This window comes from Phaeobacter cretensis (assembly GCF_047372505.1).
GTDB lineage: Bacteria > Pseudomonadota > Alphaproteobacteria > Rhodobacterales > Rhodobacteraceae > Phaeobacter > Phaeobacter cretensis.
Genome location: NZ_JBKBEU010000001.1, coordinates 2,261,579 through 2,286,333, shown reverse-complemented (window position 1 = coordinate 2,286,333; position 24,755 = coordinate 2,261,579). Strand labels below are relative to the sequence as shown.

At 56.4% G+C, this 24,755-nt stretch carries 22 protein-coding genes; 14 read left to right on the top strand and 8 right to left on the bottom strand.

All coding sequences use genetic code 11. The features are described from left to right. Nucleotides 1-102: 102 nt before the first annotated feature. Together ACEWZM_RS10935 and ACEWZM_RS10930 are read left to right on the top strand one after the other, a co-directional pair. Nucleotides 103-3,219, top strand: a complete 3,117-nt coding sequence (locus ACEWZM_RS10935) for a DNA translocase FtsK 4TM domain-containing protein (RefSeq protein ID WP_414006461.1) — start codon at nucleotides 103-105, stop codon at nucleotides 3,217-3,219. Nucleotides 3,220-3,283: 64 nt separating this feature from the next. Next, nucleotides 3,284-3,871, top strand: a complete 588-nt coding sequence (locus tag ACEWZM_RS10930) for a LolA family protein (protein ID WP_414006460.1) — start codon at nucleotides 3,284-3,286, stop codon at nucleotides 3,869-3,871. Between the two features lie 72 nt (nucleotides 3,872-3,943). On the opposite strand, the gene ACEWZM_RS10925 is transcribed toward ACEWZM_RS10930, so the two are convergent. The 3 genes from ACEWZM_RS10925 to ACEWZM_RS10915 form a co-directional block, all read right to left on the bottom strand. After that, nucleotides 3,944-4,531, bottom strand: coding sequence for a transglycosylase SLT domain-containing protein (locus tag ACEWZM_RS10925; protein WP_414006459.1), 588 nt, complete (start codon nucleotides 4,529-4,531; stop codon nucleotides 3,944-3,946). 125 nt (nucleotides 4,532-4,656) lie between these two features. After that, entirely contained in the window at nucleotides 4,657-5,445 is a 789-nt protein-coding gene (locus ACEWZM_RS10920) for an exodeoxyribonuclease III (protein ID WP_414006458.1), read from the bottom strand. 322 nt (nucleotides 5,446-5,767) lie between these two features. Next, nucleotides 5,768-6,454 (bottom strand): response regulator transcription factor, encoded by a 687-nt coding sequence (locus ACEWZM_RS10915; protein ID WP_414006457.1) that lies wholly within the window; start codon nucleotides 6,452-6,454, stop codon nucleotides 5,768-5,770. 195 nt (nucleotides 6,455-6,649) lie between these two features. Here ACEWZM_RS10915 and ribA point away from each other — a divergent pair, with 195 nt between their 5' ends. Together ribA and ACEWZM_RS10905 are read left to right on the top strand one after the other, a co-directional pair. Further along, entirely contained in the window at nucleotides 6,650-7,738 is a 1,089-nt protein-coding gene (ribA, locus tag ACEWZM_RS10910; RefSeq protein WP_414006456.1) for a GTP cyclohydrolase II, read from the top strand. 35 nt (nucleotides 7,739-7,773) lie between these two features. Then, a complete protein-coding gene (locus ACEWZM_RS10905) occupies nucleotides 7,774-8,274 on the top strand; it encodes a L,D-transpeptidase family protein (protein WP_414006455.1) in 501 nt (166 codons plus the stop codon). Nucleotides 8,275-8,294: 20 nt separating this feature from the next. On the opposite strand, the gene ACEWZM_RS10900 is transcribed toward ACEWZM_RS10905, so the two are convergent. Further along, nucleotides 8,295-8,951, bottom strand: coding sequence for a YggS family pyridoxal phosphate-dependent enzyme (locus ACEWZM_RS10900; RefSeq protein WP_414006454.1), 657 nt, complete (start codon nucleotides 8,949-8,951; stop codon nucleotides 8,295-8,297). Nucleotides 8,952-9,062: 111 nt separating this feature from the next. Continuing rightward, entirely contained in the window at nucleotides 9,063-10,007 is a 945-nt protein-coding gene (locus tag ACEWZM_RS10895) for a porin (protein ID WP_414006453.1), read from the bottom strand. Between the two features lie 280 nt (nucleotides 10,008-10,287). On the opposite strand from ACEWZM_RS10895, the gene ACEWZM_RS10890 reads away from it, so the two are divergent. From ACEWZM_RS10890 to ACEWZM_RS10870, 5 genes are all read left to right on the top strand, one after another. Next, nucleotides 10,288-10,776: a DUF3576 domain-containing protein gene (locus ACEWZM_RS10890; RefSeq protein ID WP_414006452.1), complete on the top strand. Its 489-nt coding sequence runs from the start codon at nucleotides 10,288-10,290 to the stop codon at nucleotides 10,774-10,776. A gap of 109 nt (nucleotides 10,777-10,885) precedes the next feature. Continuing rightward, nucleotides 10,886-13,459, top strand: a complete 2,574-nt coding sequence (gene leuS, locus ACEWZM_RS10885) for a leucine--tRNA ligase (RefSeq protein WP_414006451.1) — start codon at nucleotides 10,886-10,888, stop codon at nucleotides 13,457-13,459. Then, entirely contained in the window at nucleotides 13,446-13,988 is a 543-nt protein-coding gene (gene lptE / locus ACEWZM_RS10880) for an LPS assembly lipoprotein LptE (protein ID WP_414006450.1), read from the top strand. The genes leuS and lptE overlap by 14 nt, the downstream gene beginning before the upstream one ends. Next, a complete protein-coding gene (gene holA / locus ACEWZM_RS10875) occupies nucleotides 13,985-15,013 on the top strand; it encodes a DNA polymerase III subunit delta (RefSeq protein ID WP_414006449.1) in 1,029 nt (342 codons plus the stop codon). Before lptE ends, holA begins: the two co-directional genes overlap by 4 nt. Before the next feature lie 117 nt (nucleotides 15,014-15,130). Continuing rightward, nucleotides 15,131-15,721 (top strand): glutathione S-transferase family protein, encoded by a 591-nt coding sequence (locus tag ACEWZM_RS10870; RefSeq protein ID WP_414006448.1) that lies wholly within the window; start codon nucleotides 15,131-15,133, stop codon nucleotides 15,719-15,721. On the opposite strand, the gene ACEWZM_RS10865 is transcribed toward ACEWZM_RS10870, so the two are convergent. From ACEWZM_RS10865 to ACEWZM_RS10855, 3 genes are all read right to left on the bottom strand, one after another. After that, nucleotides 15,694-16,917, bottom strand: a complete 1,224-nt coding sequence (locus ACEWZM_RS10865; RefSeq protein WP_414006447.1) for a TIGR03862 family flavoprotein — start codon at nucleotides 16,915-16,917, stop codon at nucleotides 15,694-15,696. The two genes, ACEWZM_RS10870 and ACEWZM_RS10865, sit on opposite strands and share 28 nt — an antisense overlap. Nucleotides 16,918-17,154: 237 nt before the next feature. Further along, nucleotides 17,155-17,772, bottom strand: a complete 618-nt coding sequence (locus ACEWZM_RS10860) for an enoyl-CoA hydratase/isomerase family protein (RefSeq protein ID WP_414006446.1) — start codon at nucleotides 17,770-17,772, stop codon at nucleotides 17,155-17,157. Beyond that, complete coding sequence (locus tag ACEWZM_RS10855; RefSeq protein ID WP_414006445.1) at nucleotides 17,769-18,518, bottom strand: SDR family oxidoreductase; 750 nt, start codon at nucleotides 18,516-18,518, stop codon at nucleotides 17,769-17,771. Before ACEWZM_RS10855 ends, ACEWZM_RS10860 begins: the two co-directional genes overlap by 4 nt. Nucleotides 18,519-18,649: 131 nt before the next feature. Here ACEWZM_RS10855 and ACEWZM_RS10850 point away from each other — a divergent pair, with 131 nt between their 5' ends. The 5 genes from ACEWZM_RS10850 (at nucleotide 18,650) to lpxK (ending at nucleotide 24,647) form a co-directional block, all read left to right on the top strand. Next, on the top strand, nucleotides 18,650-20,173 hold the full coding sequence (locus ACEWZM_RS10850) for a DUF2125 domain-containing protein (protein WP_414006444.1): 1,524 nt from the start codon (nucleotides 18,650-18,652) through the stop codon (nucleotides 20,171-20,173). 122 nt (nucleotides 20,174-20,295) lie between these two features. After that, nucleotides 20,296-21,642: a TldD/PmbA family protein gene (locus tag ACEWZM_RS10845; RefSeq protein ID WP_414006443.1), complete on the top strand. Its 1,347-nt coding sequence runs from the start codon at nucleotides 20,296-20,298 to the stop codon at nucleotides 21,640-21,642. Then, nucleotides 21,629-22,432: a 3'(2'),5'-bisphosphate nucleotidase CysQ gene (locus ACEWZM_RS10840; RefSeq protein ID WP_414006442.1), complete on the top strand. Its 804-nt coding sequence runs from the start codon at nucleotides 21,629-21,631 to the stop codon at nucleotides 22,430-22,432. Before ACEWZM_RS10845 ends, ACEWZM_RS10840 begins: the two co-directional genes overlap by 14 nt. Nucleotides 22,433-22,459: 27 nt before the next feature. Then, nucleotides 22,460-23,656 (top strand): 3-deoxy-D-manno-octulosonic acid transferase, encoded by a 1,197-nt coding sequence (locus tag ACEWZM_RS10835; RefSeq protein ID WP_414006441.1) that lies wholly within the window; start codon nucleotides 22,460-22,462, stop codon nucleotides 23,654-23,656. Further along, complete coding sequence (lpxK, locus tag ACEWZM_RS10830; protein ID WP_414006440.1) at nucleotides 23,643-24,647, top strand: tetraacyldisaccharide 4'-kinase; 1,005 nt, start codon at nucleotides 23,643-23,645, stop codon at nucleotides 24,645-24,647. The genes ACEWZM_RS10835 and lpxK overlap by 14 nt, the downstream gene beginning before the upstream one ends. Nucleotides 24,648-24,755 lie beyond the last annotated feature (108 nt).

Below are 24,755 nucleotides of genomic sequence, written 5' to 3'. Positions count from 1 at the left end.
GCGTCCATAGCGTACGGGCGCGGATACTAAGAGTAGTTATGGGGATCAAACCCGCGCTGAAAAAGCGGGACACCCCGACGGACAAGATGAAACGAGGTAGGCATGGCATTTCAGACGCGCAGTCGTGATCCATTGTTGGATAGCACGATGCAGGCGGCCATTGAAAAACGCGGCAAGGAATTGATCGGCGCGTTGCTGATTGGTCTTGGCCTGATGGTTGCCCTGATGATTGGCAGCTATTCTGCAGATGATCCCAACTGGATGGTGTCGACCGATGCCCCGGTTCAGAACATGCTTGGCCGTACTGGGGCATCTGTTGCCTTCATTCTGATAACCATGTTCGGCAAGGCCAGCTGGGCGATTGCACTGTTTCTAACCGTCTGGGGCGTGCGCTGCGTCGTTCACCGTGGCGAAGATCGGTTTCTCTGGCCGCTGCTGTTATCGCTGCCCTGGCTCTTGTTGGTCTCGCTGCACCTTGAGACCCTGGTTCCATCAGAGGCATGGAAATCAGCGCATACCTTTGGTCTGGGTGGCATGATCGGGTACACCTTTCTTGGGATGCTCCTGGCACTGCTACCAGTCGGGCTTATCTTTCTGGTCAAATTTCTCTCACTCCTGACTGCAATAGGTATGCTGAGCCTCGGTGCAACGGTATTAGGCTTTACCCGCCCAGAGGTGACCCGTGGATTAAGGTTTGTACTGGTCGGTCTCATCCTGATCTACGGTGCGATCGCCGGCCTCCTCGGCCGGGGCGCTGCCAGCGGTATGCACGCCGCTCTCAGCTATCGAGGGCGTCGCGCAGAACGCACCGCAGCCGCTGTTGCCATGGCCGATGTGGTCGACAATGCCGATATTGAGCCACAGATGTTCGAGTCGGTGGATTTCGACGATGAGCCCACAACTGCGTCACAATTTGACCGGGTGGAACCGACGCTTGATTCGTTGCGCTATGATGACCCTGAACCCGTCAAAGAGAAAACAGGGCTATTCTCCCGTGTCCCCAATCTGATCCGCCGCGCTGAGCCGGTAATGCCGGAGCCGGAGTTGATTGAGCCTGAGTTAAGTGATGCAGGTTTAGCGGCCGATCTTGATGACTTGCCCGGTGATGAGCGGATCGCCGAGAAAATTGCCAGTGCCGTGCGCGTGCGGCGCGCCGCAAACGTACCCCCGGAAACGGACTTTCCGTTGACCAAAGGCCGTGGCCGACGGCCGGAACCGTTGATTTTCAACCCCAATCACGCTGTCGGTGACCTGCCCCCGGAACCCCCTCTGACCGCGACTGCACTAGGCGGTATAGCGGCAGCTCCACCTATGCCACCTGCCCCCGAGGCCGGATTTGCCGCCCGTGGCGAGTACCAAGAAGGGTATGAAGCGACCGACCACGACCAATTCGATGCTGGGATTGAGAGTATGGAAGCGGCTGCAAGTTTTGTCGATCGTGTGGCATCGGAAGATCTGCCAAGTCAGCCTACTCCAACATCCGAAACGGCACAGGTAGTGCGCCGCGTGCCTCAAGTACAGCCCGCAACCACTGACCACCTGTCACATGCGGCCCCCACTGCGCAGGTTTCGCCTCCCGTACCGCTGCCGGTAGCCGAACCGCGTAAAGCAGTAGTCGAACAGCCGGTGCGTAAAACACCGCAACCCTCCACCCGCGCCAAAGCTGAAGCACAACCTCCACTGGCCTTTGAAGAGCCCAGCAATGACTTCGAACTGCCGCCCTTGTCACTGCTGACCAGCCCAGTGCAGATAGAACGACACCACCTGAGCGACGAAGCGCTGGAAGAAAATGCGCGGATGTTGGAGTCAGTTCTGGATGACTATGGGGTCAAGGGTGACATCGTGTCAGTTCGCCCCGGTCCTGTGGTCACGATGTATGAGTTGGAACCTGCACCCGGCCTCAAGGCAAGTCGGGTTATCGGCCTTTCCGATGATATCGCCCGGTCGATGTCAGCACTTTCCGCACGTGTTTCCACAGTGCCAGGTCGGACCGTGATCGGCATCGAATTGCCAAACGACAAACGCGAAAAAGTAGTCTTGCGCGAGATTCTATCCTCGCGTGATTTCGGTGATGGCACCCATGCCCTGCCGCTGGCGCTCGGCAAGGATATCGGTGGCGACAGCATGGTCGCGAACCTCGCCAAGATGCCCCACCTTTTGATCGCCGGAACCACCGGTTCGGGTAAATCCGTAGCGATCAACACTATGATTCTGTCGCTGCTCTACAAGCTGACACCGGCAGAGTGCCGCCTCATCATGATCGACCCCAAGATGTTGGAACTTTCCGTCTACGACGGAATCCCTCATCTGTTGTCTCCAGTTGTGACCGACCCGAAAAAGGCTGTCGTGGCCCTGAAGTGGGTCGTTGGTGAAATGGAAGACCGCTATCGGAAAATGTCCAAAATGGGCGTGCGCAATATCGCTGGCTTCAACGGCCGCGTGAAAGAAGCGCTTGATAAGGGCGAGATGTTCAGCCGCACAGTGCAAACTGGCTTTGACGATGACACGGGGGAACCCGTTTTTGAGACTGAGGAATTCGCACCCGAAGCATTGCCCTACATCGTTGTTATTGTCGACGAGATGGCCGACCTGATGATGGTTGCGGGCAAGGAAATCGAGGCTTGCATCCAGCGTCTGGCACAAATGGCACGGGCATCAGGCATCCACCTTATTATGGCAACACAGCGCCCCTCTGTCGATGTGATCACCGGCACGATCAAAGCTAACTTCCCCACCCGGATTTCCTTCCAGGTCACCTCCAAAGTGGACAGTCGGACGATCCTGGGTGAAATGGGAGCAGAACAGCTTCTTGGTATGGGTGACATGCTATACATGGCCGGCGGCGCGAAGATTACACGCTGCCATGGTCCGTTTGTTTCGGATGAAGAAGTCGAAGAAGTCGTCAACCACCTCAAACAATTTGGGCCACCAGATTACATCGGAAACGTTCTGGATGGACCGGATGATGAAAAGGCCGACAACATCGACGCGGTTCTCGGTCTGGCCACCGGCGGCAACACCGATACCGAAGACGCGCTTTACGATACGGCGGTTCAGATCGTGATCAAGGATCGCAAATGCTCGACCTCCTATATCCAGCGAAAACTCGCCATCGGTTATAACAAGGCTGCACGTCTTGTTGAACAAATGGAAGAAGAGGGTCTTGTCTCTTCGGCAAACCATGTCGGGAAAAGGGAAATTCTGGTTCCTGAGCAATAAATTCGAGGCGGTGCCACATGGTGCCGCCTCTTCACATTTGCCGCAGCCTCCCTATTTAAAACTCATGAAACAAATTGCCTACGCCATAGCGCTGACGCTTTGTTCCCCGGCTGCATGGGCAGCCGAGAAGCTGAGCCTGAATGAAGTTTCGCAATACTTGAACGGTATCTCCACCGCGACAGCTCCCTTTAGCCAGATCAATGATGATGGCAGCCTATCCACCGGTAAGCTCTACATGCATCGGCCTGGCCGGATGCGCCTCGAATATGATCCGCCAAACAAGGGTATCGTCATTGCTGGGGCGGGAGCGGTACTGATTCAGGATCCTAAATCGAACCAGCCGCCTGAAACCTATCCTCTGAAGCGCACACCACTTTCACTGATCCTGGCACGAAATGTGAACCTGGGCCGTGCCAATATGGTTGTCGGCCATGGGTTCGATGGCACCTCCACCATCGTGCGTGCGCAGGATCCCAAGAATCCAGAGTATGGCAGCATCGAAATGATGTTTACCGACAGCCCGGTAGAACTCCGCAAATGGGTAATTCACGACGGATCCGGTGGCAAGACAACCGTGATCCTTGGCGGATTGAAAACCGGAGAGCGGCTGCCATCCAAACTGTTTAATACGAGTACCTCGCCCTCGCGCTGACAGCCCGCTGACGCAAAAGAATCCCCCGTTCCTGAGAAGAAGCGAGGGATTTCACTGTAAAGACTAGTTCAATCAGCGCGCGCGCCTGCAGGTGGCGAGCTGTGTCTGGTACATGTCAGCGCGCGCCTGGACCCGCGAAGCAACCTTCAGCAACCAAGGTTTGGAACGATACGTGCCGCGGGCAAATCCGGTATGACCATCATGGTATGCGAGGTACTGGTTGCGCGCATCGTAGAGCGACACACCGTTGCGCTCACGCGTCTGGTCCATATACCAACCCATGAAATCTGTGGCGTCCTTGATGCGGTTACGCTTTGCACCACGCCGACCAGCCGATTTGCGATAGTCATCCCAAGTGCCATCAAGCGCCTGACTATAGCCGTAAGCGCTAGATTGCCGCCCCATCGGGATCACACCAAGCGCAAAACGATGCGGAGTGCGTGCATCAGACCGGAACCGGCTCTCCTGGTGGATCACCGCCATCTGGACATGCATCGGTACGCCCCAACGTTTCTCCGTGGCGCGGAAGGCCTTCAGATACTCTGGCCGCTGCTTGATGATGCTGCATGCGTTGTCGAGATTGCGCGGCGGCGACCCGCTGCCACCTCCGCAGGATGCCACGATCAGCAATAGGATCATGGCGCCTATGATTCTGCTCATTGCCTCTGCCTCTTGTAATTCACTGGGCGTATTTTTGCGGCAGTGTAGCCAATCAGGAGCGGCGTGAAAATCACTATTCCGTGGCGACGCCCGCAATAGCAGGCTGGCGTCGCCAATTAGCCAGATCAGAGATCAAATGTTGCGAAAACCGGTGCATGGTCACTGGGTTTTTCCCAACCGCGTGCGGCACGCATAACCCGGCTGGAGTGGGCAGAGTTCTTGATATCCGAACTGGCCCAGACGTGATCCAACCTGCGGCCTTTGTCTGCCGCGTCCCAATCCTTGGCACGGTAGCTCCACCAGCTGAATAGCTGCCCGTCGGGGATGTCATTACGCGTGACATCAGACCAGCCACCTGCATCCATGACATCAGCGAAATACTCAATCTCTATCGGAGTGTGGCTCACAACCTTCAGTAGCTTTTTGTGATCCCAGACGTCATCTTCGCGTGGCGCAATATTGAGATCTCCAACCAGAATAGATTTCTCCGGACGTTCATCACGGAACCAATCGCGCATGTCAGTAAGATAGTCGAGTTTCTGACCAAATTTCTCGTTCACCGTACGATCAGGTACATCACCTCCGGCTGGAACGTAGAAATTATGAATAGTGACCCCGTTTTCCAACCGCCCTGCGATATGGCGCGCGTGCCCAAGATCAGCAAAATCCTTGTCGCCGACGTCTTCGATTGGCAAGCGAGACAGGATCGCAACACCGTTGTATCCCTTCTGACCGCGCGCAACCATATGGCCATAACCCAACTCGGCAAACTGCTCTGTAGGGATCTTGTCTACCGGACTCTTACATTCTTGCAGGCATAGTACATCGGGTCCTTCCTCCGCCAAAAGCTTGCAGACAATCGGTTCCCGCAAACGGACAGAATTGATGTTCCAGGTGGCTAGGGTAAACGACATCGCGCGCCTCTTTCTGTAATATCTGTGCTGCTTGTACGATGTGATTGGAAAATCCAAACATCGGAGCAAGCCCCGGTTGGCGCGATATTGCCCGCTCTGGCGCCGCGATACCAGTGAGCAATGTCGATGACAGGTAGACTGTCATCGGTAAGCCGACGCCAAGACCCTGGAGCCAAAAAAAGGCCGGGCACAAGGCCCGGCAGTCCAACAGGGAGGAACATGTCATTACCCGGACATGCACGGGAACTCTCATCGGTGCCAAAGCACCTGTCTCATAGAGTATATAAGCACTGAGACAGAGCGATTCTATGGCAGCTATGCGTCAAATCGCTAATTTGTAGCCACCCGACTCAGTAACCAGTATACGTGCATTTGATGGATCTGGTTCAATTTTTTGGCGAAGTCGGTAGATATGTGTTTCCAACGTGTGAGTCGTCACACCCGCATTGTAACCCCAGACCTCGTGAAGCAAGACGTCGCGCTGCACCACACCCTCATTCGATCGATATAGAAACTTGAGGATATTGGTTTCTTTCTCGGTTAACCGGATCTTACGTTCGTCTTCAGTCAGTAGCAGCTTCATGGCAGGCTTGAACGTATACGGTCCAAGCGCAAAAACTGCATCCTCAGATTGCTCGTGTTGGCGCAACTGGGCACGGATCCGTGCCAGCAGCACCGGAAACTTAAACGGTTTGGTGACATAGTCATTCGCACCGGCGTCCAGCCCCAGAATGGTGTCAGCATCACTATCATGACCCGTCAGCATCAGAATCGGGGCTTTTACACCCTGTTTGCGCATCAGGCGGCAGAGTTCACGACCGTCGGTATCAGGTAGTCCAACGTCTAGAATGATCAAATCATACAGCGCTTCCTTTGCTCGCTCCATCGCGGTTTGGCCATTTTCCGCTTCGAACACATCGAAGTCCTCGGTCATGACCAACTGTTCGCTCAGGGCCTCGCGCAGATCTTCATCATCATCAACGAGCAGTATTTTCTTTAGCTGGGCCATCACCTTATCCTCCTGTGCTGTATTCAACAGATGTTCAGTCCATCGACCAATCACAAGCTATGCTGCAAAGGTCTCACGCCGTCGTGTCTCTGAGACGGGAATTGTTTCACTTTCACCCGATTTATGACTACTTAAAGACCGGTCGCCCCAACATTTTCGCGCCCAACGACCTTAACGACCTCATAGGATCCCCGCATGAGTCTGATGCCAACGATGATCGATCTCCTGGCCCGTGCGCGGGTAGATTTGCGTATGGGACTGCCGGTGGTTTTGACAGCCCCTGATCAAGCGGTTCTTGCACTTGCGGTTGAACCTATGGACAGTGCAAAATTGACCAGCCTGCGCGCACTCGGTGCGGCGACATTGACCGTGACCTCCCGTCGTGCTGAAACCCTAAAGGCGCGCGTATATGACGGTGACATCGCTCGCATTTCCATACCATCCTCGGCAGATCTGGGCTGGGTTCAGGCGGTAGCCGACCCTGCGGACGATCTGCGTACACCGATGAAGGGGCCGTTGCGAAGCGATCGTGATGGCAACGCAGAGTTGCACCGACTCGCCATCACTCTGACAAAATCCGCCCGGCTTCTGCCCGCCGCGGTGATCTGCCCCCTGCAGCATCCCGCGCAGTTTGCCCTGACCCACGGCCTAACAACGCTACCACTAAGCGAAGTGGCACCTCTTATGATCGCTAGCTCTCCTCTACATCCAGTGGCGGCGGCCCGGTTACCAACGGTCGCTGCGGAAGCCGGACGTTTGCATATTTTCCGACCTGAAGACGGCGCAGAGGAACATTACGCCATCGAAATCGGTAAGCCTGATCGCAGCGCACCCGTGCTTGCGCGGCTGCATTCGGCTTGCTTTACCGGCGATGTATTGGGGTCATTGAAATGCGACTGCGGCCCCCAGCTGAACGGAGCTTTAGCCCAGATGGGAGCTGAAGGACAAGGCGTTTTGCTCTACCTGAACCAAGAGGGCCGCGGCATTGGCTTGGCCAACAAGATGCGCGCCTATTCTCTGCAAGATCAGGGGTTTGACACAGTCGAAGCCAACCATCGCCTTGGGTTCGAAGATGACGAACGAGATTTCCGGCTCGGCTCCGGTATCCTCAGGGAGCTGGGATTTTCAGCGGTACGGTTGCTCACAAACAACCCCAACAAAATCGCCATGATGGAAAAAACTGGTATCGATGTTGTGGAGCGTGTTCCGCTGAAGGTTGGCGAAACAGCGTTCAACCGAGAGTATCTCGCAACCAAAGCCGCAAAATCCGGCCATATGCTGTGAGTGTATCCTGCCCAGGTGATTTTGGTCCTTCCGACATGGTGCTCACCCCGAAGGGCATGCGTTTTGCCGGGCGCATTCTGCCCTGTTCAATCGGGCGTGGCGGGCTGAGCAATCACAAGTTCGAAGGAGATGGCGCGACGCCAACTGGGAGCCACCGGATCGTTGGCATGCTCTACCGGCCGGACCGCATACGCCGTCCGGTGGATTGGGCGGAACCAATTGGGCCTCTGGATCTATGGTCTGATGCGAGCGAAGCCGCAGAATATAATGAGCATGTGCGCGCACCATATGCCGCTAGTCACGAAGCCTTGAGGCGCGCCGATCCATTGTATGACCTTGTCCTGATCACAGACTGGAACTGGCCTATAGCAAAACCCGGCCGGGGGTCGGCGATTTTTCTGCATCAATGGCGTCGTCCCGGATATCCGACCGAGGGCTGCATTGCCTTTTCACGCGAAAATTTGCATTGGTTGGCCGAACAGATCGCACCAGAAACACGTCTTGTTATTCCGTCCCTCGCGGGCCGAATACCTTAACGCACCGTGACATAGGCGCTTCAGATCTCGTAGGCTCGCGCGCCAAAAATGGCTGATCCGACCCGTACGTGAGTCGCCCCCAGAGCCACGGCGGTTTCAAAGTCACCACTCATTCCCATCGATAGACCACTCAAGTCGTTTCTCGCCGCGATCTTTCGCAGTAATGAAAAATGCAGGCTCGGTTCTTCTTCAGCGGGAGGAATGCACATCAAGCCTTCGATCACCAAGTCCATCGCCTGACACTCTCGAACGAAGCCATCAGCATCACGTGGCATAATGCCAGCTTTTTGCGGTTCTTCACCGGTATTGACCTGAATGAACAACTTGGGGCACTGGCCCAACTCTTGCGCCAAACGGGCTATGGTATTGGCTAGCTTTGGGCGATCAACAGTATGAATATTCTGGAACAGCTCCATCGCCTGTCGCGCCTTGTTGGTTTGCAAAGGGCCAATCAGATGCAGATCCAGGTCTGAATATTTTGTCGCGAAGTCTGGCCATTTACCGATGGCTTCTTGAACGCGATTCTCGCCGAAACAGCGATGCCCTTCCTCCAGCACCGCTTCGACCCGTTCATTGGGTTGAACCTTCGACACGGCAATCAGCTTGGCTGATCCTTTAGGACGGTCAGCTTTTTCTTCTTCAGCATGGATTCGGGATTGAATGTCTTGAAGCGACATGGGGCAGTCTCACTTTGGCCTGATGTTGCCGCAGACAAACACGGTTTCAGTCCAAAAGAAAAGGGCGAGCTCGTAAGAGCCCGCCCTAGAACCGTAGTGGTTCAGGTCAACTTAGAAGCTGAACTGAGCACCGAAGTCGGCACGCATCTGGCCGTCGGCGTTGCCCACTTTGCTTTCGCCGATACCACCGCGCAGGGAGACACCGCCGCCCAGGTCGTGGATCACGCCCAGACCAACGTTGCGGGTGTCGCCGTCGCCGGAGCCGTCGCCGTAAGCGAAGGTCAGGGTAGTTGCGGAGCTTACGTCGTAAGCTGCGGAGATACCGTAGAAGGTGTCGGACTGACCAACGTTACCGGCGATGGATTCGTCACCAACGATCAGAGTACCGTTGAATGCACCCCAAGTACCGCCCAGTGTCAGGACAGTCATGTCGCTGTCATCAGCTGCACCGTTATCGGTCTCACCATATGCCAGAGCGGCAGTGATGTTGCCAAAGGTGTAAGCAGCGTGGATGTCGAAACGATCGCCGTCACCACCGTTAGGTGCCTGGTCGAAGGATGCCGCTACCGCGAAGTCACCTACAGCATAACGTGCATAAACACCGTTTACGCCTGCGCCACCGGAGGAGTAACCAACGAAGTCATAGTCAGCACCGGAGTACTGGCCAACGAAGTTTTCCAGGCCTGGCTCGTTGCCGTAGTAGTTAGGCAGGTTGTCGATTGCGCCAGCAACGTTACCTACGTCAACGCGCAGACCACCGTACTCAACCGAGAAACGCGCGCCGTTCAGGCCAGCTGCGTTTGCTTCGCCGGAAGCTGCATCTTCGTCAGCCTGCATACGAACGCGAGCGGAGAATTTCACGCCTGCGTCGGTTTCAGCGGATGCGTCGATGTTCAGACGGAAACGGCTTACGATCACGGTGTCAGACGTACCGCCAACAGTGCGGTCTTCAGTATAGCCTACACCAAAGCGGCCGTAGCCACCGAACGTTACTTCTGCTGCTGCAACACCAGCGGTGGCGACCAGCGCAGTCGAAGCAAAGAGAATCTTTTTCATGTTTTTCCCTCGGGTTTAAAAGTCCAAGCTCAAACAGGCGCTGAGTGGCACAAGTCTGAGTACGCACTCCGTTTCGCTCTTTTTGGGGTAGTTGCGCAAGCTTGGGCGCAGGCCGCAAATCCTTTCGGCCTGAAGTTGATGCAACCATGTCACAGTATGTTAACCTGAGCGCCATCAACAGCTTCACACAGAGATAGTCTATTAAAGAATAGGCTTGTTGCCGCCCTATCGCTTGGCTAGGACTAGTCCGCAACCGGAATAGCAACGGATCTTGCCCATCATGCGCTGGCTCACGAATCTAGGACTCATCTCGCTTCTGGCAGTAACTGCCAGCTGTGGCGCATTTGGCGGCAAAAACCGCAGCAGCCCGTCGACCTATAGCGAAAACGTTATTGGCGGCAATCCGCGAGATCCAGAAACTTATGAAGGCACGACGATCTGGGATGCCTTTAAACCAACCAAGGCTGAGCAAGTTGTCCAGGTAAACCGTTACCTGTGGATAGCGACCTTAGATGTACTGGACTTCTTGCCGCTGCAGACTGTTGAGCCTTTCACGGGTGTGATCGTCACTGGCTACGGCACTCCACCCGGCGGCGGACGCGCCTATCGCGCTACTGTGCATATTAAGGACCCCGCTCTGGACGCGCGGTCTCTGAATGTGTCGCTGCAAACCCGCGGTGGTCCTGTCAGCGCAAGTACTGCGCGTGCGATAGAGGATGCGATTCTCTCGCGGGCCCGTCAGTTGCGGATTGCTGATCGCAAGCTCTGACGCAAGCGCAGCCTCCTCTTCTGCTGCCCTCTGGAACAGACGGGCAAACATCACTATCACAAGCGCCAGGCCCCAAACCTGGCGTTTTTATCTACGAAGGACTGCTCTGATGCCCCGTTATGTTGCCCCGGAAATCGAAGCGCGTTGGCAGGACTCCTGGGAAAAGGCCGGGATCTTTCAGGCACAGCGTACCGCTGACAAACCCAAGTACTACGTGCTGGAAATGTTCCCTTATCCATCGGGCAAGCTACACATGGGGCATGTGCGCAACTATACGATGGGCGATGTGATCGCGCGCTACAAGTTGTCGACTGGCCACAACGTTCTGCACCCAATGGGGTTCGATGCCTTTGGTATGCCTGCGGAAAATGCTGCGATGGCCAGTGGCGGCCACCCGAAAGATTGGACCTACGCCAATATCGACACGATGGTCGAGCAGATGAAACCGCTGGGTCTGTCACTGGATTGGTCACGCATGTTCGCAACCTGCGACGAATCCTACTACGGCCAACAGCAGGCACTGTTCCTCGATTTCCTCGAAAAAGGTCTGGTTTACCGCAAAAACGCTGTGGTGAACTGGGATCCAGTCGACATGACCGTTCTGGCGAACGAGCAGGTTGAAGGTGGCCGTGGGTGGCGATCAGGCGCTTTGGTCGAGCGGCGCGAACTGACGCAATGGTTCTTCAAAATCTCTGACTATTCAGACGAGCTGCTGACCGCTTTGGATACGCTGGAGAACTGGCCTGCAAAAGTACGCCTGATGCAGGAAAACTGGATCGGAAAATCCCGAGGCCTTCAGTTCAGCTTTGAGCGGACCGATGGAGGCGCACCGATTGAGGTGTACACAACACGTCCCGACACCCTGAACGGCGCCTCCTTTGTTGGCATCTCGCCCGATCACCCGATTGCCAAAGCATTAGAAGCCGAATTTGAAGACGTGGCCGCCTTTGTTGCGGAATGCCGCAAGGGTGGTACGACCGAAGAGGCCATCGAGACTGCAGAAAAGCTTGGCTATGATACTGGTCTGCGAGTGAAGCACCCCTTGGATCCAAATTGGGAACTGCCGGTTTGGATCGCCAACTTCATCTTGATGGATTACGGCACCGGCGCGATCTTTGCCTGCCCGGCCCACGACCAGCGCGACTTTGAATTTGCGACCAAATACGATCTTCCCATCATTCCGGTCTTTGAAAACCCGGAACACAGCGCCCCGTTAACTGAAGCTTACGTCCCGACAAAAGCCGAGAAAGTCCACTATGTTAAAGGCATAGCCGGTGAAGCGGAACAAACCGGCGAAGCAGCTTTGAATGCCGCCGTCGACAAGGCAGAGGCTGAAGGTTGGGGCGAAGGCGTCACCAAATTCCGCCTGCGTGATTGGGGCCTCAGCCGTCAGCGCTATTGGGGGTGCCCGATTCCCGTGGTGCATTGTCCAGACTGTGGCGTTGTCCCGGAAAAGAAAGAAAACCTGCCCATCGCCCTGCCCTACGACGAGGACGGCCAAGCGATAGATTTCTCAATCCCCGGCAATCCGCTGGACCGTCATCCCAGCTGGCGCGACTGCGCCTGCCCCGCGTGCGGCAAGCCCGCACAGCGCGAGACCGACACAATGGACACATTTGTCGACTCATCATGGTACTTCGCCCGGTTCACAGCACCGGATGCCGACACTCCGACACGGATGGAAGACGCCGAGTATTGGATGAACGTTGATCAGTATATTGGTGGCGTCGAACACGCGATTCTACATCTGCTGTATTCGCGCTTTTTTGCCCGCGCGATGGAAATCTGCGGACATCTTCCAGCAAAGGCAAAAGAACCTTTCGACGCGTTGTTCACCCAAGGCATGGTGACTCATGCGATCTATGAAAACGCGGAACGGCGTACAGAAAATGATCGTTCGATCTATCACTACCCAGAAGAGGTGGAGGAACGAGACGGCTCCATTGTGGTCAAGGAAACCGGAGAACCGGTTAAGGTCATCCCCTCCGCCAAGATGTCGAAATCGAAGAACAATGTTGTCGACCCTCTGCACATCATCTCATCCTATGGTGCAGACACCGCCCGTTGGTTTGTATTGTCTGATTCTCCCCCGGAACGTGATGTGGAATGGACCGCATCCGGTGCTGAAGCCGCGCATAAGCACCTAAGCCGTGTATGGAACCTCTGCGACAAGATCGGTGAGATGGCGCCAGATGCTGCCGGTCAGGGAGACGATGACCTGCTCCGGGAAATGCACAAAGCAATCCGCGATGTCACCCTTAGCATCGAAACCTTCGGCTTCAACGCCGCGATTGCGAAGCTCTATGGCTTTACCAATACTGTTGCTAAATCCAAAGCAGGCGGCGCAGCCCAGAAGCAGGCGATCATGACATTAGCACAGTTGATGTCACCGATGACGCCGCATCTGGCAGAAGACATCTGGAGCCATCAAGGTGGCGATGGGCTCTGCGCGACTGCTCCTTGGCCAGTTGCCGACGAGACGATGCTTGTCGAGGACAGCGTAACCTTGCCAATTCAGATCAACGGTAAACGCCGCGGAGAGATTACAGTGGCGAAGGATCTCGACAAGGCAGAGGTTGAAAAAATCGCCCTAGCGCACGAAGCTGTACAAAAGGCACTGAATGGCGGTGTCCCTAAAAAGGTAATTGTTGTGCCGGGTCGGATTGTGAATGTCGTGGCTTAACCCAAAATATCTGATCGCACTGGCCGTCACTCTTATGGTGACGGCCTGCGGTTTCACTCCTGCTTACGCACCTGGGGGCACCGGATCCGTCCTCTACGGAGCTGTGACGGTTCAGGCCCCTGAAACACTTGGCGCGACAGATGACACCGATGCCTATTTTCTGGTTCAGAACCTTGAAACACGGCTAGGTCGCGGCTCTGGAGCAGACTATGCTCTGGATCTGGAGCTGCAGACTCGTAGCGAAGGCCAGGCGATCACAGCTGACAATGCGATCACGCGATACTCAATCGTCGGGGAAGCCACCTATGTGCTGACACGGCAATCCGATGGCGTAGTCGTAGCCAGTGGCGATGTTGAAAATTTCACCGGCTATTCGGCAACCGGTACGACCGTCGAAACCCTTGCAGGTGAACGCGATGCACACCGCCGCCTGATGGCTATTTTGTCAGATCAGATTACGACCGAACTGCTGAGCACTGCGGATCTGGGGAACAGCGGCGGGGAACAGACTACGGCTGCAGCCAAATGAAGCTGAGCCCTCGTGAGGCTGACGGCTATTTTGCCAAACCGGATACGACCAAAACCGGGCTGCTTATCTATGGTCCCGATCCCATGCGTGTAGCGCTAAAACGGCAGCAGATGCTTGCCGCATTGCTTGGCCCAACAGCCGAAGAAGAAATGCGGCTGGCGCGGATGCCCGCTGGCGATCTGCGCAAAGATCCAGCCCAACTGATGGATGCCGTAAAAGCCGTCGGGTTCTTCCCCGGTATCCGCGCAGTTTTTGTCGAAGACGCCAATGATACCGCTGCCCCGGCTATTATCTCTGCGCTTGAAGCCTGGCAAACTGGTGATGCACAGATCGTGGTGACGGCCGGGCAGTTGAAAGCCACGTCAAAGCTGCGCAAGGCATTTGAAAATCATCGCAACGCCTATGTCACTGGGATTTATGATGATCCTCCGTCGCGCAGCGAAATCGAACGTATCCTAGGTGGGGCCCAGATCCGCGACGTTCCGGGGGATAGCATGTCCGCACTGGTCGATATCGCAAATGACATCGGCCCCGGCGATTTCTCTCGTATGGTGGAAAAACTGGCCCTCTACAAATACGAGGACAACGCCCCGCTGACGCTCGAGGACATTCAAGCCATTGCCCCGCAATCTACTGAGGCCGCGGTTGATGACATGCTCAATATCGTTGCCGAAGGGCGCGGGGCGGAGATTGGCCCCCTAATGGGGCGGCTGCAGGCTCAGGGTACCAACGCGGTGACGCTCTGCATTGGGGCAACCCGTCATTTTCGCACGCTTTATACCATCGCGTCTGATCCCGGTGGTCCCACACAAGGTATCGGGAGACTGCGGCCACCCGCCTATGGCAAACGCCGTGACCGTCTATTACGACAGGCCCAGAGTTGGGGTGCCTTCAAGCTGGAAACCGCACTGACACTGCTCACCGACACCGATTTGCAGCTAAGATCTGCCGGACAAACTGCCCCGGCACTTGCATTAATGGAACGCACTCTGATCCAACTCGCCCGTCTTAGTAGGGTGAGTTAAATACCCCGCAAGGCTGATCCCGACGCTGCGTTCACATCACGGCTGCTTGAGCTACGCTTGACCTGGTGGCGTGAACCCGGTTCCGTTCTCGGCAGAAACCGCTGGGAGATTGAAAAGATGTATACCGTTATCGGCAAACAGTTGACCCGAAGCTACCGTGTCCTTTGGGCTCTTGAGGAACTGGGTCAGCCTTATGACCTGAACCCGGCAGCGCCCCAATCCGAAGAGGTTCTTGCCCTGAATGCCTCCGGCAAGGTCCCGGTATTCAAAGACGGCGACGATGTGATTACCGATTCGACAGCTATCATCACCTATCTCGCCGACAAGCATAGCAAACTGACTGCACCAGCAGGCACGATTGCACGGGCCAAACAGGACGCGATGACACAACTGCTTTTGGATGAGGTGGATGCGCTGTTGTGGACCGGTGCACGCCACAGTTTCATTCTGCCCGAGGACAAACGCGTTCCAGACATCAAAGACAGTCTGAAATGGGAATTCTCCCGCAATCTGGCCCGGTTGGAAGACCTGATGTCCGGCCCCTTCCTGATGGGTGAGGAATTCACCATTCCGGATATCATCTGCACCCATTGTCTCAACTGGGCCTACAGCGCGAAATTCCCGATCGAGAGCGAGGCACTTTTGGCCTATGGTAAGCGTATGCGTGCACGCCCCGCGTTTCAGGCAGTGGCCGCGTCCGCTACATAAACACCCTTGAGATAATCAACCGCTGACCGTCCGGCCCAGCGCCCTGTCGCAAGACAGGCGGTCAGCAAATACCCTCCCGTCGGGGCCTCCCAATCCAGCATTTCTCCAGCGCAGAAAACACCGGGGTGCGTGCGGAGCATCAGACCTCTATCGACAGCTTCCGCACGGATACCACCCGCGGTGGAGATCGCCTCATCCAGTGGTCTCAAACCAGCATGACGCACCGGCAGAGATTTCAACACGCGGGCCAACAGCTCTGGTTCTACCGGCAGCGGGCGGTGAAATTCCTGTACCATCGCAAGCCCCGGCGGCTTCAGTTTCAGGACTTTACGCATATGAGTTGAGATACTGGATTTTCCCTTTGGTCGCGCCAATCGGGCCATGACCTGCTGAAGCGTCAGATCCGGCAATAGGTCCAAATGTAGGGTGGCCCCATCACGAACCGCAGCGCAGATCTGGTAGATGCCGCCTCCTTCCAAACCATGTTTGGAAATCATCGCCTCGCCGCGTGTGCGGAGAGATCCAGCCTCAAGAGCGATCCCCTTCAACGGCGCACCAAAATGCGGGACCATGTGATCTGACCAATCAACCAACAACCCGACATTGGCCGGTTGAAACCGCGCAAGGGGCACCTTCTCGGCCGCAAGTATGTTGGCCCACGCGCCATCGGATCCAAGCCGCGCCCAGCTGGAACCGCCCATGGCCAGAACCGTTGCTCGGGCGCTTACCTCACGTCGGCCATCTGGCGTCTCAAACAGCAGGGTATCGCCAGCCCAACCCTGCCAGCGCCAGCGGGTCCGGCGTACTACGCCGAAACTGTCCAAGCGCGCCAACCACGCCCGAAGTAACGGTGATGCCTTCATTTCACGCGGAAACACTCGGCCGGTTGTTCCTGTAAACAAGTCTACGCCCAAATCCGATGCCCAAGCCATCACATCTGTTGCATCACAATCTGCGATCATCGGCGCCAACCATGCCGCAGCGTCACAGTATTGGCCGAGCGATTGCTCGCGTGGCTCGTCCTTTGTGAGGTTCAGACCCGACTTTCCCGCCATCAGGAATTTGCGTGCAACAGATGGCTTGGCATCAACAACCAGCACTCGGAGGCCAGCGGCCCCGAGTTCTTCGGCGGCTCGCAACCCCGCAGGCCCAGCGCCGATGACGACAGCGTCCCAGCTTTCCTGTTGTTGATCCAAAATACCGGTTCCTTGCGTCCAACGCCCGCCACTTGCGAACACCTATGCAGGCACTGCGTTCGAACCAGCCATACTCCGAGACTATGCCAATGTCACCGGCAACCGAAACCGATCCAACTTGCCTGATACATGCGCGCCCGATCCTCCCAAGCGTGGCACAAAACTTGTATCAATTGACGCCAATCTTTCATTCACGGGTGCTTGCGGATCGTCGCAATCGTTAGTCCGGCGTCGCTTTTATGAGCGCGTACAATCCGCGAGAATCGCATGCGCCAGCTGAGTTTCGGATCCCAAGACATCCGCCATCAGATCACGTGCGCAGTTCATCAGCTCTTCAGCCGGTACAATGCGATCAATCAAACCGAAGATCCGCGCCTCTTCTGCGTCGATCTTTTGCCCGGCAGCCAAAATCAGTTTGGTACGTGCCGGACCAATCAACGCCGACATTCGTATCGCGTCGGAGGGTTGCGGGCGATAGCCCAGTTTCATCACCGGGTAGAACACTTTGGCTGTCGGCACAGCGATACGTAAATCGCAGGCCAGCGCCATACCATTTGCCCCACCAGCCAAAGTCCCATTCAGCGCGGCAACCGTCAAACAAGGCAAGTCAGCTATCGCCCCTGACAGTTGCTCCCACAATGGAGAGGTCGCCAAGCCTGCCCGCGCCGCATCGAGATCCGCACCAGCACTAAAGACGCGGCCCGTACCTGTGACGATCATCCCACGTGCCGCTTGTGCACGAACTGCGATCTCGCAGAGCTGTTCCAACATCGCCCCGGTGAGTGCATTGGCCTTGTCCGGGCGATTCAATGTCACAGTCCATAGCCCGTTATCGGTGATATCGAGATTGATCATATAAGGCCGACCTGTTTGCGTATACCTTCATCACGAAGCGCAATCTCGCTGCCAACCAGCGGGTCCGCAGCCTCAGTACACATCCACAACAACGTCCGGGCTGGCCATTCCGCCGGGATGTGGTCCGTCCATTCCAACTGGCTGACCGGATTGACGCCGCTGGCTTTGATCACCCGCTGCATTTCCGTAGCCACGGTTCCCGGGGACAAACCCATGGCGCGGATACCGTTGTTGCCCTCTTCGTGGTGCAGGCTTCGCGTCAACATCGCCGCCGCAGCTTTTGAGGCGCAATACGCACTCCAACCCTCAACCGGATTATGCGCAGCACCCGAACTAACGGTCAGAATTGTGCCTCCGCCTGCAGCTTTCATGCCAGGCAGCACCGCACGCATCCCGTTAAAAACACCGTTCACATTGATATCGATCAGCTGCGCCCATTCGGCTGCATCAGCCGCTTCGAGACGAGCGATAGGATCCACCACACCGGCGTTATTGATCAAAACGTCTATCGGACCGAACTTCGCCTCTGTTTCGGAGACTGCAGCCGCTACGGCCCGGTAGTCAGCGACATCACAGGCGAAGGTCAGCACATTTCCGCCGATCTCTTTTGCCAGCTCTACCAAACTGTCCTCGCTCCTTGCCAGCAAGGCTAGATTCGCCCCTGCTTTGGCAAAAACACGGGCTGCATCAGCACCGATCCCACGGCTTGCACCCGTAATCACAACAGTCTTGCCCTTGATCTCCATAGTATTAATCTCCAAATCCCTGTTTTGAAATGTGGTAAACTGGTTAGGGGGAACGGTCCAGCGCTATGCCCCTTGACCTGCCACAGCCTCAAGACAACCATGGCGCAAAATAGACCACGAAAGGTATACTTATGTCCGTTTCCCTCGCCCGCAGCAGCGGTTTCGCGATTGTACTGGCGTTTTCGGCCCAAGCGGCCCTGGCTGATGTAACGGCGAAAGATGTCTGGTCAGACTGGAAGTCCTATATGACCGCAACCGGCTATTCCGTGAGCGGCACTGAATCCATGACAGGTGATACGCTAACCGTCTCTGACATCTCGATGGCAATGCCCGAGATGGAAGAGAATTTCAAAGGCACGCTGACACTGCCGGACATCAAATTTGTCGAAAACGGTGACGGCACAGTCAACATCAAGTTGCCTGCTGAAATGCCGATCCTGTTCAAGATGGACGGCCCGGACGGCGTGGTAAGCGGTACGGTGCTCTATACCCACGACGGCAGCCCTATGCTTGTATCCGGCGATGCTGACGAGATGACATACGATTACGCCAGCAGCCTGATGAATATCTCACTGACCAATCTGGATGTTCCCAAAGACGATATCCCTGCCGATACGTTTCAGCTGAGCATGGGACTGACTGATGTGGTCACGAAGACCGTCATGAACAAAACTGATGTTCGCACCTATAACCAGACCATGACCAGCGAGTCATTTAGCTTTGATGCAACCTTCCAAGAACCCGAAGGCGATGGCAACGGCTCCTTCAAAGGCGCGATGCAGGGGATGAGCTACACCGGCACCACCACCGTCCCTGACGGGCTGGCAAGCAGCGATATGGCGGCCCTGTTGCGTGGTGGCTTCAGCGCTGAAGGCACTTTTGACTTCGTCAGCGGCAACAGTGCAATCGCGGGTCAGGACGGCGCCGATACATTTGCACTGGACAGCAAGTCGGAAGGAGCCAATATCGCCTTTAACATGGGTCTGGACGGTCTCACCTACGATGTGAAGCAGGACCGCACCGAAGCCAACATAACCAGCTCAGACATTCCGTTTCCGCTGGCGTTGTCGATGGCCGAAGCCGGTTTCAAACTGACCATGCCGGTCGCCAAATCCGATGAAGAACAGGATTTCGCTCTAGGTGTGCTGCTGCGTGATTTTGACGTACCAGAAATGCTCTGGGGTATGGTCGATCCAACTGGCGCGCTGCCGCATGACCCCGCCACCATTGCCGTTGATCTTGCAGGCAAGGCAAAACTGGCATTTGACTTCTTTGATCCAAAGGCCATGGCTGAGGTCGAGGCTGGTGAACAAGCCCCGGGTGAGCTGAACGCGCTAACCGTCAATTCGCTGGAAGTCTCCGTTGCAGGTGCCGAGCTGACGGGCACAGGTGACTTCACCTTCAACAACGATGATCTGGAGAGCTTTGACGGTATGCCAGCCCCGGCAGGCGAAGCTAACCTGAAACTGGTCGGCGCAAACAGCCTGCTAGACAAGCTGATCGGCATGGGTCTGGTCTCGGATAGCGATGCAATGGGCGCACGCATGATGATGGGCATGCTGGCGGTTCCCGGTGACGGTGATGACACGCTAACGTCCAAGATCGAAGTGACCGAAGATGGTCAGATCAGTGCTAACGGCCAGCGCATCAAGTGATCGTAGCTACTGAGTGAATTCGAGAGAGGGCCGCATTTAGCGGCCCCTTTTTTTGCCTACGCTCTTGCAGCCCTTGTTCACGCTGGCTAGCTCTAGGTGATGTTCAACTGATGTAGGTGCCCATGACCCAGACCCCCGACAGCCTGAGCCACGCTCTTCTCGATGCCGCCCGCAAAGCTGGAGCCGATTCCGCCGATGCTATGGTGGCAGAAGGTAGTTCTCTTTCCATTGAAGTGCGCCAGGGCACGTTGGAACACGCTGAACGATCCGAAGGGATAGATCTGGGGTTGCGGGTCTTTGTTGGGCAGCGGCAAGCGTGCGTATCTGCCTCCGACATACGGGCTGAGACACTAACAGCCATGGCCGAGCGCGCCGTCGCAATGGCCCGCGAAGCGCCAGAGGACCCCTATGCAGGCCTGGCCGAACCGGATCAACTGGCACGCAACTGGGACCTGTCCGCCCTAGAGCTTTTTGATCCAACGGACGAGCCGGCCCCAGCTGACCTGCAAGAGGATGCCTTTGCCGCGGAAGCCGCAGGGTTAGCGATTTCGGGCGTGACACAGGTACAATCTGCAGCAGCCGGTTATGGCAGCCACAAGGTTCACATGGCGGCAACAAACGGGTTCTCTGGCGGCTACGAACGCAGCAGCCGATCTGTCTCCTGTACTGCTATCGCTGGCAGTGGGACCGGTATGGAGCGCGACTACGACGGCGATTCTCGCACCTTTCAGGCCGATCTGCGAAGTGCTAGCGATATTGGCCATCGGGCCGGTGAGCGGGCCATCGAAAGACTAGGTGCACGTAAGCCTGAAACCGGCAGCTATCCTGTTCTGTTCGACGAACGTGTGTCCTCCTCATTGATTGGTCACTTGCTGGCAGCCGTGAACGGTGCCAGCATCGCCCGCGGCTCTTCCTGGCTCAAAGATGCGCTCGGCGAACAGATCCTTCCCGAACACCTGAGCGTGACAGAAGACCCCTTCCGTCCACGCATTGCCGGATCGCGCCCGTTTGATGGTGAAGGTCTGCCAACACTACGGCGCGCGATTCTCGAAAAGGGCGTGTTGACCGGTTGGACACTGGACCTCGCCTCTGCACGCAAACTGAACATGCAAAGCACGGGCAACGCTGCACGCGGTGTTGGATCCGTGCCATCACCGTCACAGTGGAATATTGCCCTAACACAAGGTTCCAACAGTCGCGCCGACCTTATTGCCAACATGGGAACCGGTCTGCTGGTCACCTCCATGATAGGATCCACTATCAACCCGAACACCGGCGACTATTCACGTGGCGCCGCCGGTTTCTGGGTTGAGAACGGTGAAATTACCTATCCCGTCAACGAATGCACCATTGCCGGCAATTTGCGCGACATGCTGCGCAGTATTGTCCCTGCGAATGATGCACGCACCCATCTGTCCCGCATTGTTCCGTCGCTGCTCGTCGAGGGTATGACACTTGCCGGAAACTGATCTCGCCCTGCTAGTCCGTGCAGCAGAGCAGGCCGGTGACATAGCGCGCCGTTTCTCTGGGCCGGATGCACAGAAATGGGAGAAACCAGATGGTGCCGGCCCCGTGACCGAGGCCGATCTCGCAGTCAACGACATGCTTGCGGACATGCTGACGCAAGCACGTCCTGACTACGGCTGGCTGTCAGAAGAAACCGAAGACACCGACACACGCCTCGGCCGCGAAAAGGTGTTTATCATCGATCCCATCGACGGTACGCGCAGCTTCGCCGAAGGGTCACGTACATGGGCGCATTCTTTGGCAATCGCGGAACACGGCAGCGTAAAAGCGGCCGTTATCTATCTGCCCCAACGCGAACTGATGTATTGTGCTGCGTTGGGCCAGGGCGCGACTTGCAATGGCGCCGCCCTTTCGGTTTCGAAGCAAGGCGATTTGACTGCAGCGGAGGTTCTGGCGGCGCGGCCGGTTCAGGATCCGAAATACTGGCGTAACGGTGCGGTTCCCGGCTTCACGCGCCACCACCGGCCATCACTGGCCTATCGTATGGCGCGTATAGCTGACGCCAGCTTTGATGCGATGTTGACCCTACGCCCAAGCTGGGAGTGGGATATCGCAGCGGGCGATTTGGTTATACGCGAGGCCGGTGGTCGATGTAGTGACCGTTTCGGTGCCGACTTGCGGTTCAACAACCCTCACCCTACCCTGAACGGCGTGGTAGCAGCGCCGCAGATGCTGCACGATCAATTGATTGCCGCGCTCGACCCCGCGAGCCCCGGCATTCGCCCGCTCTGACGTCCGCGCCGCAGGAACATCCTAGTTATGTCGAGGCCCCCAATCACATCCGATAGCATTCTCCGCTGGCCCAGCCGTCCCGAGGGCGAGGTGCTGTGGGTACATGCTTCTACGACCGAGCGATACATGGCTCTTTGCGATTTGGGCAATCGGATGAAATCGCTACGCCCAGATCTCTCAATTCTGGTGACTTGGGATTTGCGCATTGCCAGTCGGCCGCTTGTCGATGGCTGCGACCTGGCAGTAGGCCCCGCCCCCGATGACATTCCGATTGATGTGCGGATATTTCTTGATCATTGGCGGCCTGATCTTTGCATCTGGTCTGGCGGCGATCTTAGGCGCGGTCTGATGCGTCAGATGGGCGAACGCGAGATCGACACGCTCTTGGTAGATATCGAGGTCAGTGAGTTACCTGACCGAACCAGCCGCTGGCTACCCGATCAGCGGCGCAGGCTACTAGACCGTTTTACCGAAATCATGACCCCTTCAGAACATGTTAAATCGCAGCTGCTTCGGCTTGGCGTCGCACCGGACAGGATCCAACGCACCAGCCCTCTACGATTGTCGACAACACCCCCCGGCTGCAACAGCGACGAGCTGACACATATGCAGAGCATACTAGGCAGTCGGCCCATTTGGTTTTCGGCACAAACTGAGCTGGGTGATCTCCCTACCATCCTAGCGGCACACCGCAGCGCCTTACGCCTGCTACATCGTTTGTTGCTGATCATTGCGATCAGCGACGAACAACAATTGGGAGCCACACGTGATGCGATCATTTCCAGTGGTCTGCAATTGGCCGATTGGGACAGTGGTGAAGAGCCTGACGAATACACCCAGGTATTGCTCAGCTCCTCAGAAGACACAGGTCTTTGGTATCGATTGTCACCGCTGTGCTTGCTCGCAGGTAGCCTGACATCCAACTCAGCCGGACAAAATCCACTGGATGCTGCTGCACTTGGGTCTGCGATCCTGCACGGCCCTGGTCTGGGCACCCATGCCACGCTCTACCAACGGCTAGCGGAATTTGGTGCGGCAAAGCAGATCGACGGTGCCGAGGATCTGTCACAAGGGGTGCTGAGCTTATCGGCCCCGGACCAAGCAGCAGAGATGGCGCTGGCCGGTTGGAAAATCGTAACCGAAGGGGCTGGTATGACCGATCATCTAATGGATCGTGTCCAAGACTTACTGGATGCGCGTGAGGACCGACATGAAAGTTCCTAATTTCTGGCACAAGCCCGCCGGACAGTTTGACCTTGGCAGAGCCGTTCTATCCCCGCTTGGCAAAATCTATGCACATGCAACGGCAAGACGCCTGAAGAAGGGCGCCGCTATCCGCGCAACTGTCCCGGTTATCTGCATCGGCAATATTAACGCAGGCGGAACCGGAAAAACACCAACTGTAATCTGGTTTCTTGAGCGGTTGCGGGACATGGGCCACGAGCCGCATGTGGTCACCCGCGGATATGGCGGAGCACTGAAAGGGCCAGTACAGGTTAACCCAGGTCATCATCGCGCCAGTCAAGTTGGCGACGAACCGCTACTGCTGGCAGCCTTTGGTGAGGTTTGGAAATCCGAAGATCGCGCAGCTGGTGCGCAAGCCGCAGCGGCAGCAGGTGCTACGGTAATTATGCTCGACGACGGCTTCCAGAATCCCTCTGTTCACAAGGATCTCTCCGTCGTTGTGGTTGACGCCGATCGCGGGTTTGGAAATGGCCAATGCCTGCCTGCAGGTCCGCTACGCGAACCTGTGGACACAGGGCTTGCCCGTGCCAATGTACTGCTCTCGCTCGGCCAACAAGATGCACAATCACGTTTCCAATCGGACTGGGTCAAGGCTATCAGCAGTCTTCCGCATTTCACCGGCGCGCTGGAACCTCTGAAAACAGGCATGCCCTGGAACGGTACCCCGGTTCTGGCATTCGCCGGCATCGGCAACCCAAAGAAGTTTTTTGATACATTGCGCGACTTGGGCGCAGATCTGCGACGCAGCGAAGCTCTGGATGACCACCAGCCTCTCTCCACCGCTCTAATGTCTCGGCTCGAAACCGAGGCTAAGCTGATCGGCGCACAGATGGTCACCACAGAAAAAGATGCAGTGCGCCTGCCTGAGAGCTTTCGAAATAAGGTGATCACGCTTCCGGTACGACTACAGATTGCGAACGAGGATGCCCTTCTCGAGCGGGTCCGTACGATCGCGCCGCCACCGCCCTGACAGGCACCGTGAATTTTCCATATTGCCAAACAGCTCAAGGGAATAACTAAAAAATCCCGCCCGGATCAGGGCGGGATTTACTACGCGATAAACACTAGAGATGTGGCA

Coding starts and splice junctions, on each gene's coding strand:
- ACEWZM_RS10935 (WP_414006461.1), top strand. CDS start 103: ATGGCATTTCAGACGCGCAGTCGTGATCCATTGTTGGATAGCACGATG.
- ACEWZM_RS10930 (WP_414006460.1), top strand. CDS start 3,284: ATGAAACAAATTGCCTACGCCATAGCGCTGACGCTTTGTTCCCCGGCT.
- ACEWZM_RS10925 (WP_414006459.1), bottom strand. CDS start 4,531: ATGAGCAGAATCATAGGCGCCATGATCCTATTGCTGATCGTGGCATCC.
- ACEWZM_RS10920 (WP_414006458.1), bottom strand. CDS start 5,445: ATGTCGTTTACCCTAGCCACCTGGAACATCAATTCTGTCCGTTTGCGG.
- ACEWZM_RS10915 (WP_414006457.1), bottom strand. CDS start 6,454: ATGGCCCAGCTAAAGAAAATACTGCTCGTTGATGATGATGAAGATCTG.
- ribA (WP_414006456.1), top strand. CDS start 6,650: ATGAGTCTGATGCCAACGATGATCGATCTCCTGGCCCGTGCGCGGGTA.
- ACEWZM_RS10905 (WP_414006455.1), top strand. CDS start 7,774: ATGGTGCTCACCCCGAAGGGCATGCGTTTTGCCGGGCGCATTCTGCCC.
- ACEWZM_RS10900 (WP_414006454.1), bottom strand. CDS start 8,951: ATGTCGCTTCAAGACATTCAATCCCGAATCCATGCTGAAGAAGAAAAA.
- ACEWZM_RS10895 (WP_414006453.1), bottom strand. CDS start 10,007: ATGAAAAAGATTCTCTTTGCTTCGACTGCGCTGGTCGCCACCGCTGGT.
- ACEWZM_RS10890 (WP_414006452.1), top strand. CDS start 10,288: ATGCGCTGGCTCACGAATCTAGGACTCATCTCGCTTCTGGCAGTAACT.
- leuS (WP_414006451.1), top strand. CDS start 10,886: ATGCCCCGTTATGTTGCCCCGGAAATCGAAGCGCGTTGGCAGGACTCC.
- lptE (WP_414006450.1), top strand. CDS start 13,446: ATGTCGTGGCTTAACCCAAAATATCTGATCGCACTGGCCGTCACTCTT.
- holA (WP_414006449.1), top strand. CDS start 13,985: ATGAAGCTGAGCCCTCGTGAGGCTGACGGCTATTTTGCCAAACCGGAT.
- ACEWZM_RS10870 (WP_414006448.1), top strand. CDS start 15,131: ATGTATACCGTTATCGGCAAACAGTTGACCCGAAGCTACCGTGTCCTT.
- ACEWZM_RS10860 (WP_414006446.1), bottom strand. CDS start 17,772: ATGATCAATCTCGATATCACCGATAACGGGCTATGGACTGTGACATTG.
- ACEWZM_RS10855 (WP_414006445.1), bottom strand. CDS start 18,518: ATGGAGATCAAGGGCAAGACTGTTGTGATTACGGGTGCAAGCCGTGGG.
- ACEWZM_RS10850 (WP_414006444.1), top strand. CDS start 18,650: ATGTCCGTTTCCCTCGCCCGCAGCAGCGGTTTCGCGATTGTACTGGCG.
- ACEWZM_RS10845 (WP_414006443.1), top strand. CDS start 20,296: ATGACCCAGACCCCCGACAGCCTGAGCCACGCTCTTCTCGATGCCGCC.
- ACEWZM_RS10835 (WP_414006441.1), top strand. CDS start 22,460: ATGTCGAGGCCCCCAATCACATCCGATAGCATTCTCCGCTGGCCCAGC.
- lpxK (WP_414006440.1), top strand. CDS start 23,643: ATGAAAGTTCCTAATTTCTGGCACAAGCCCGCCGGACAGTTTGACCTT.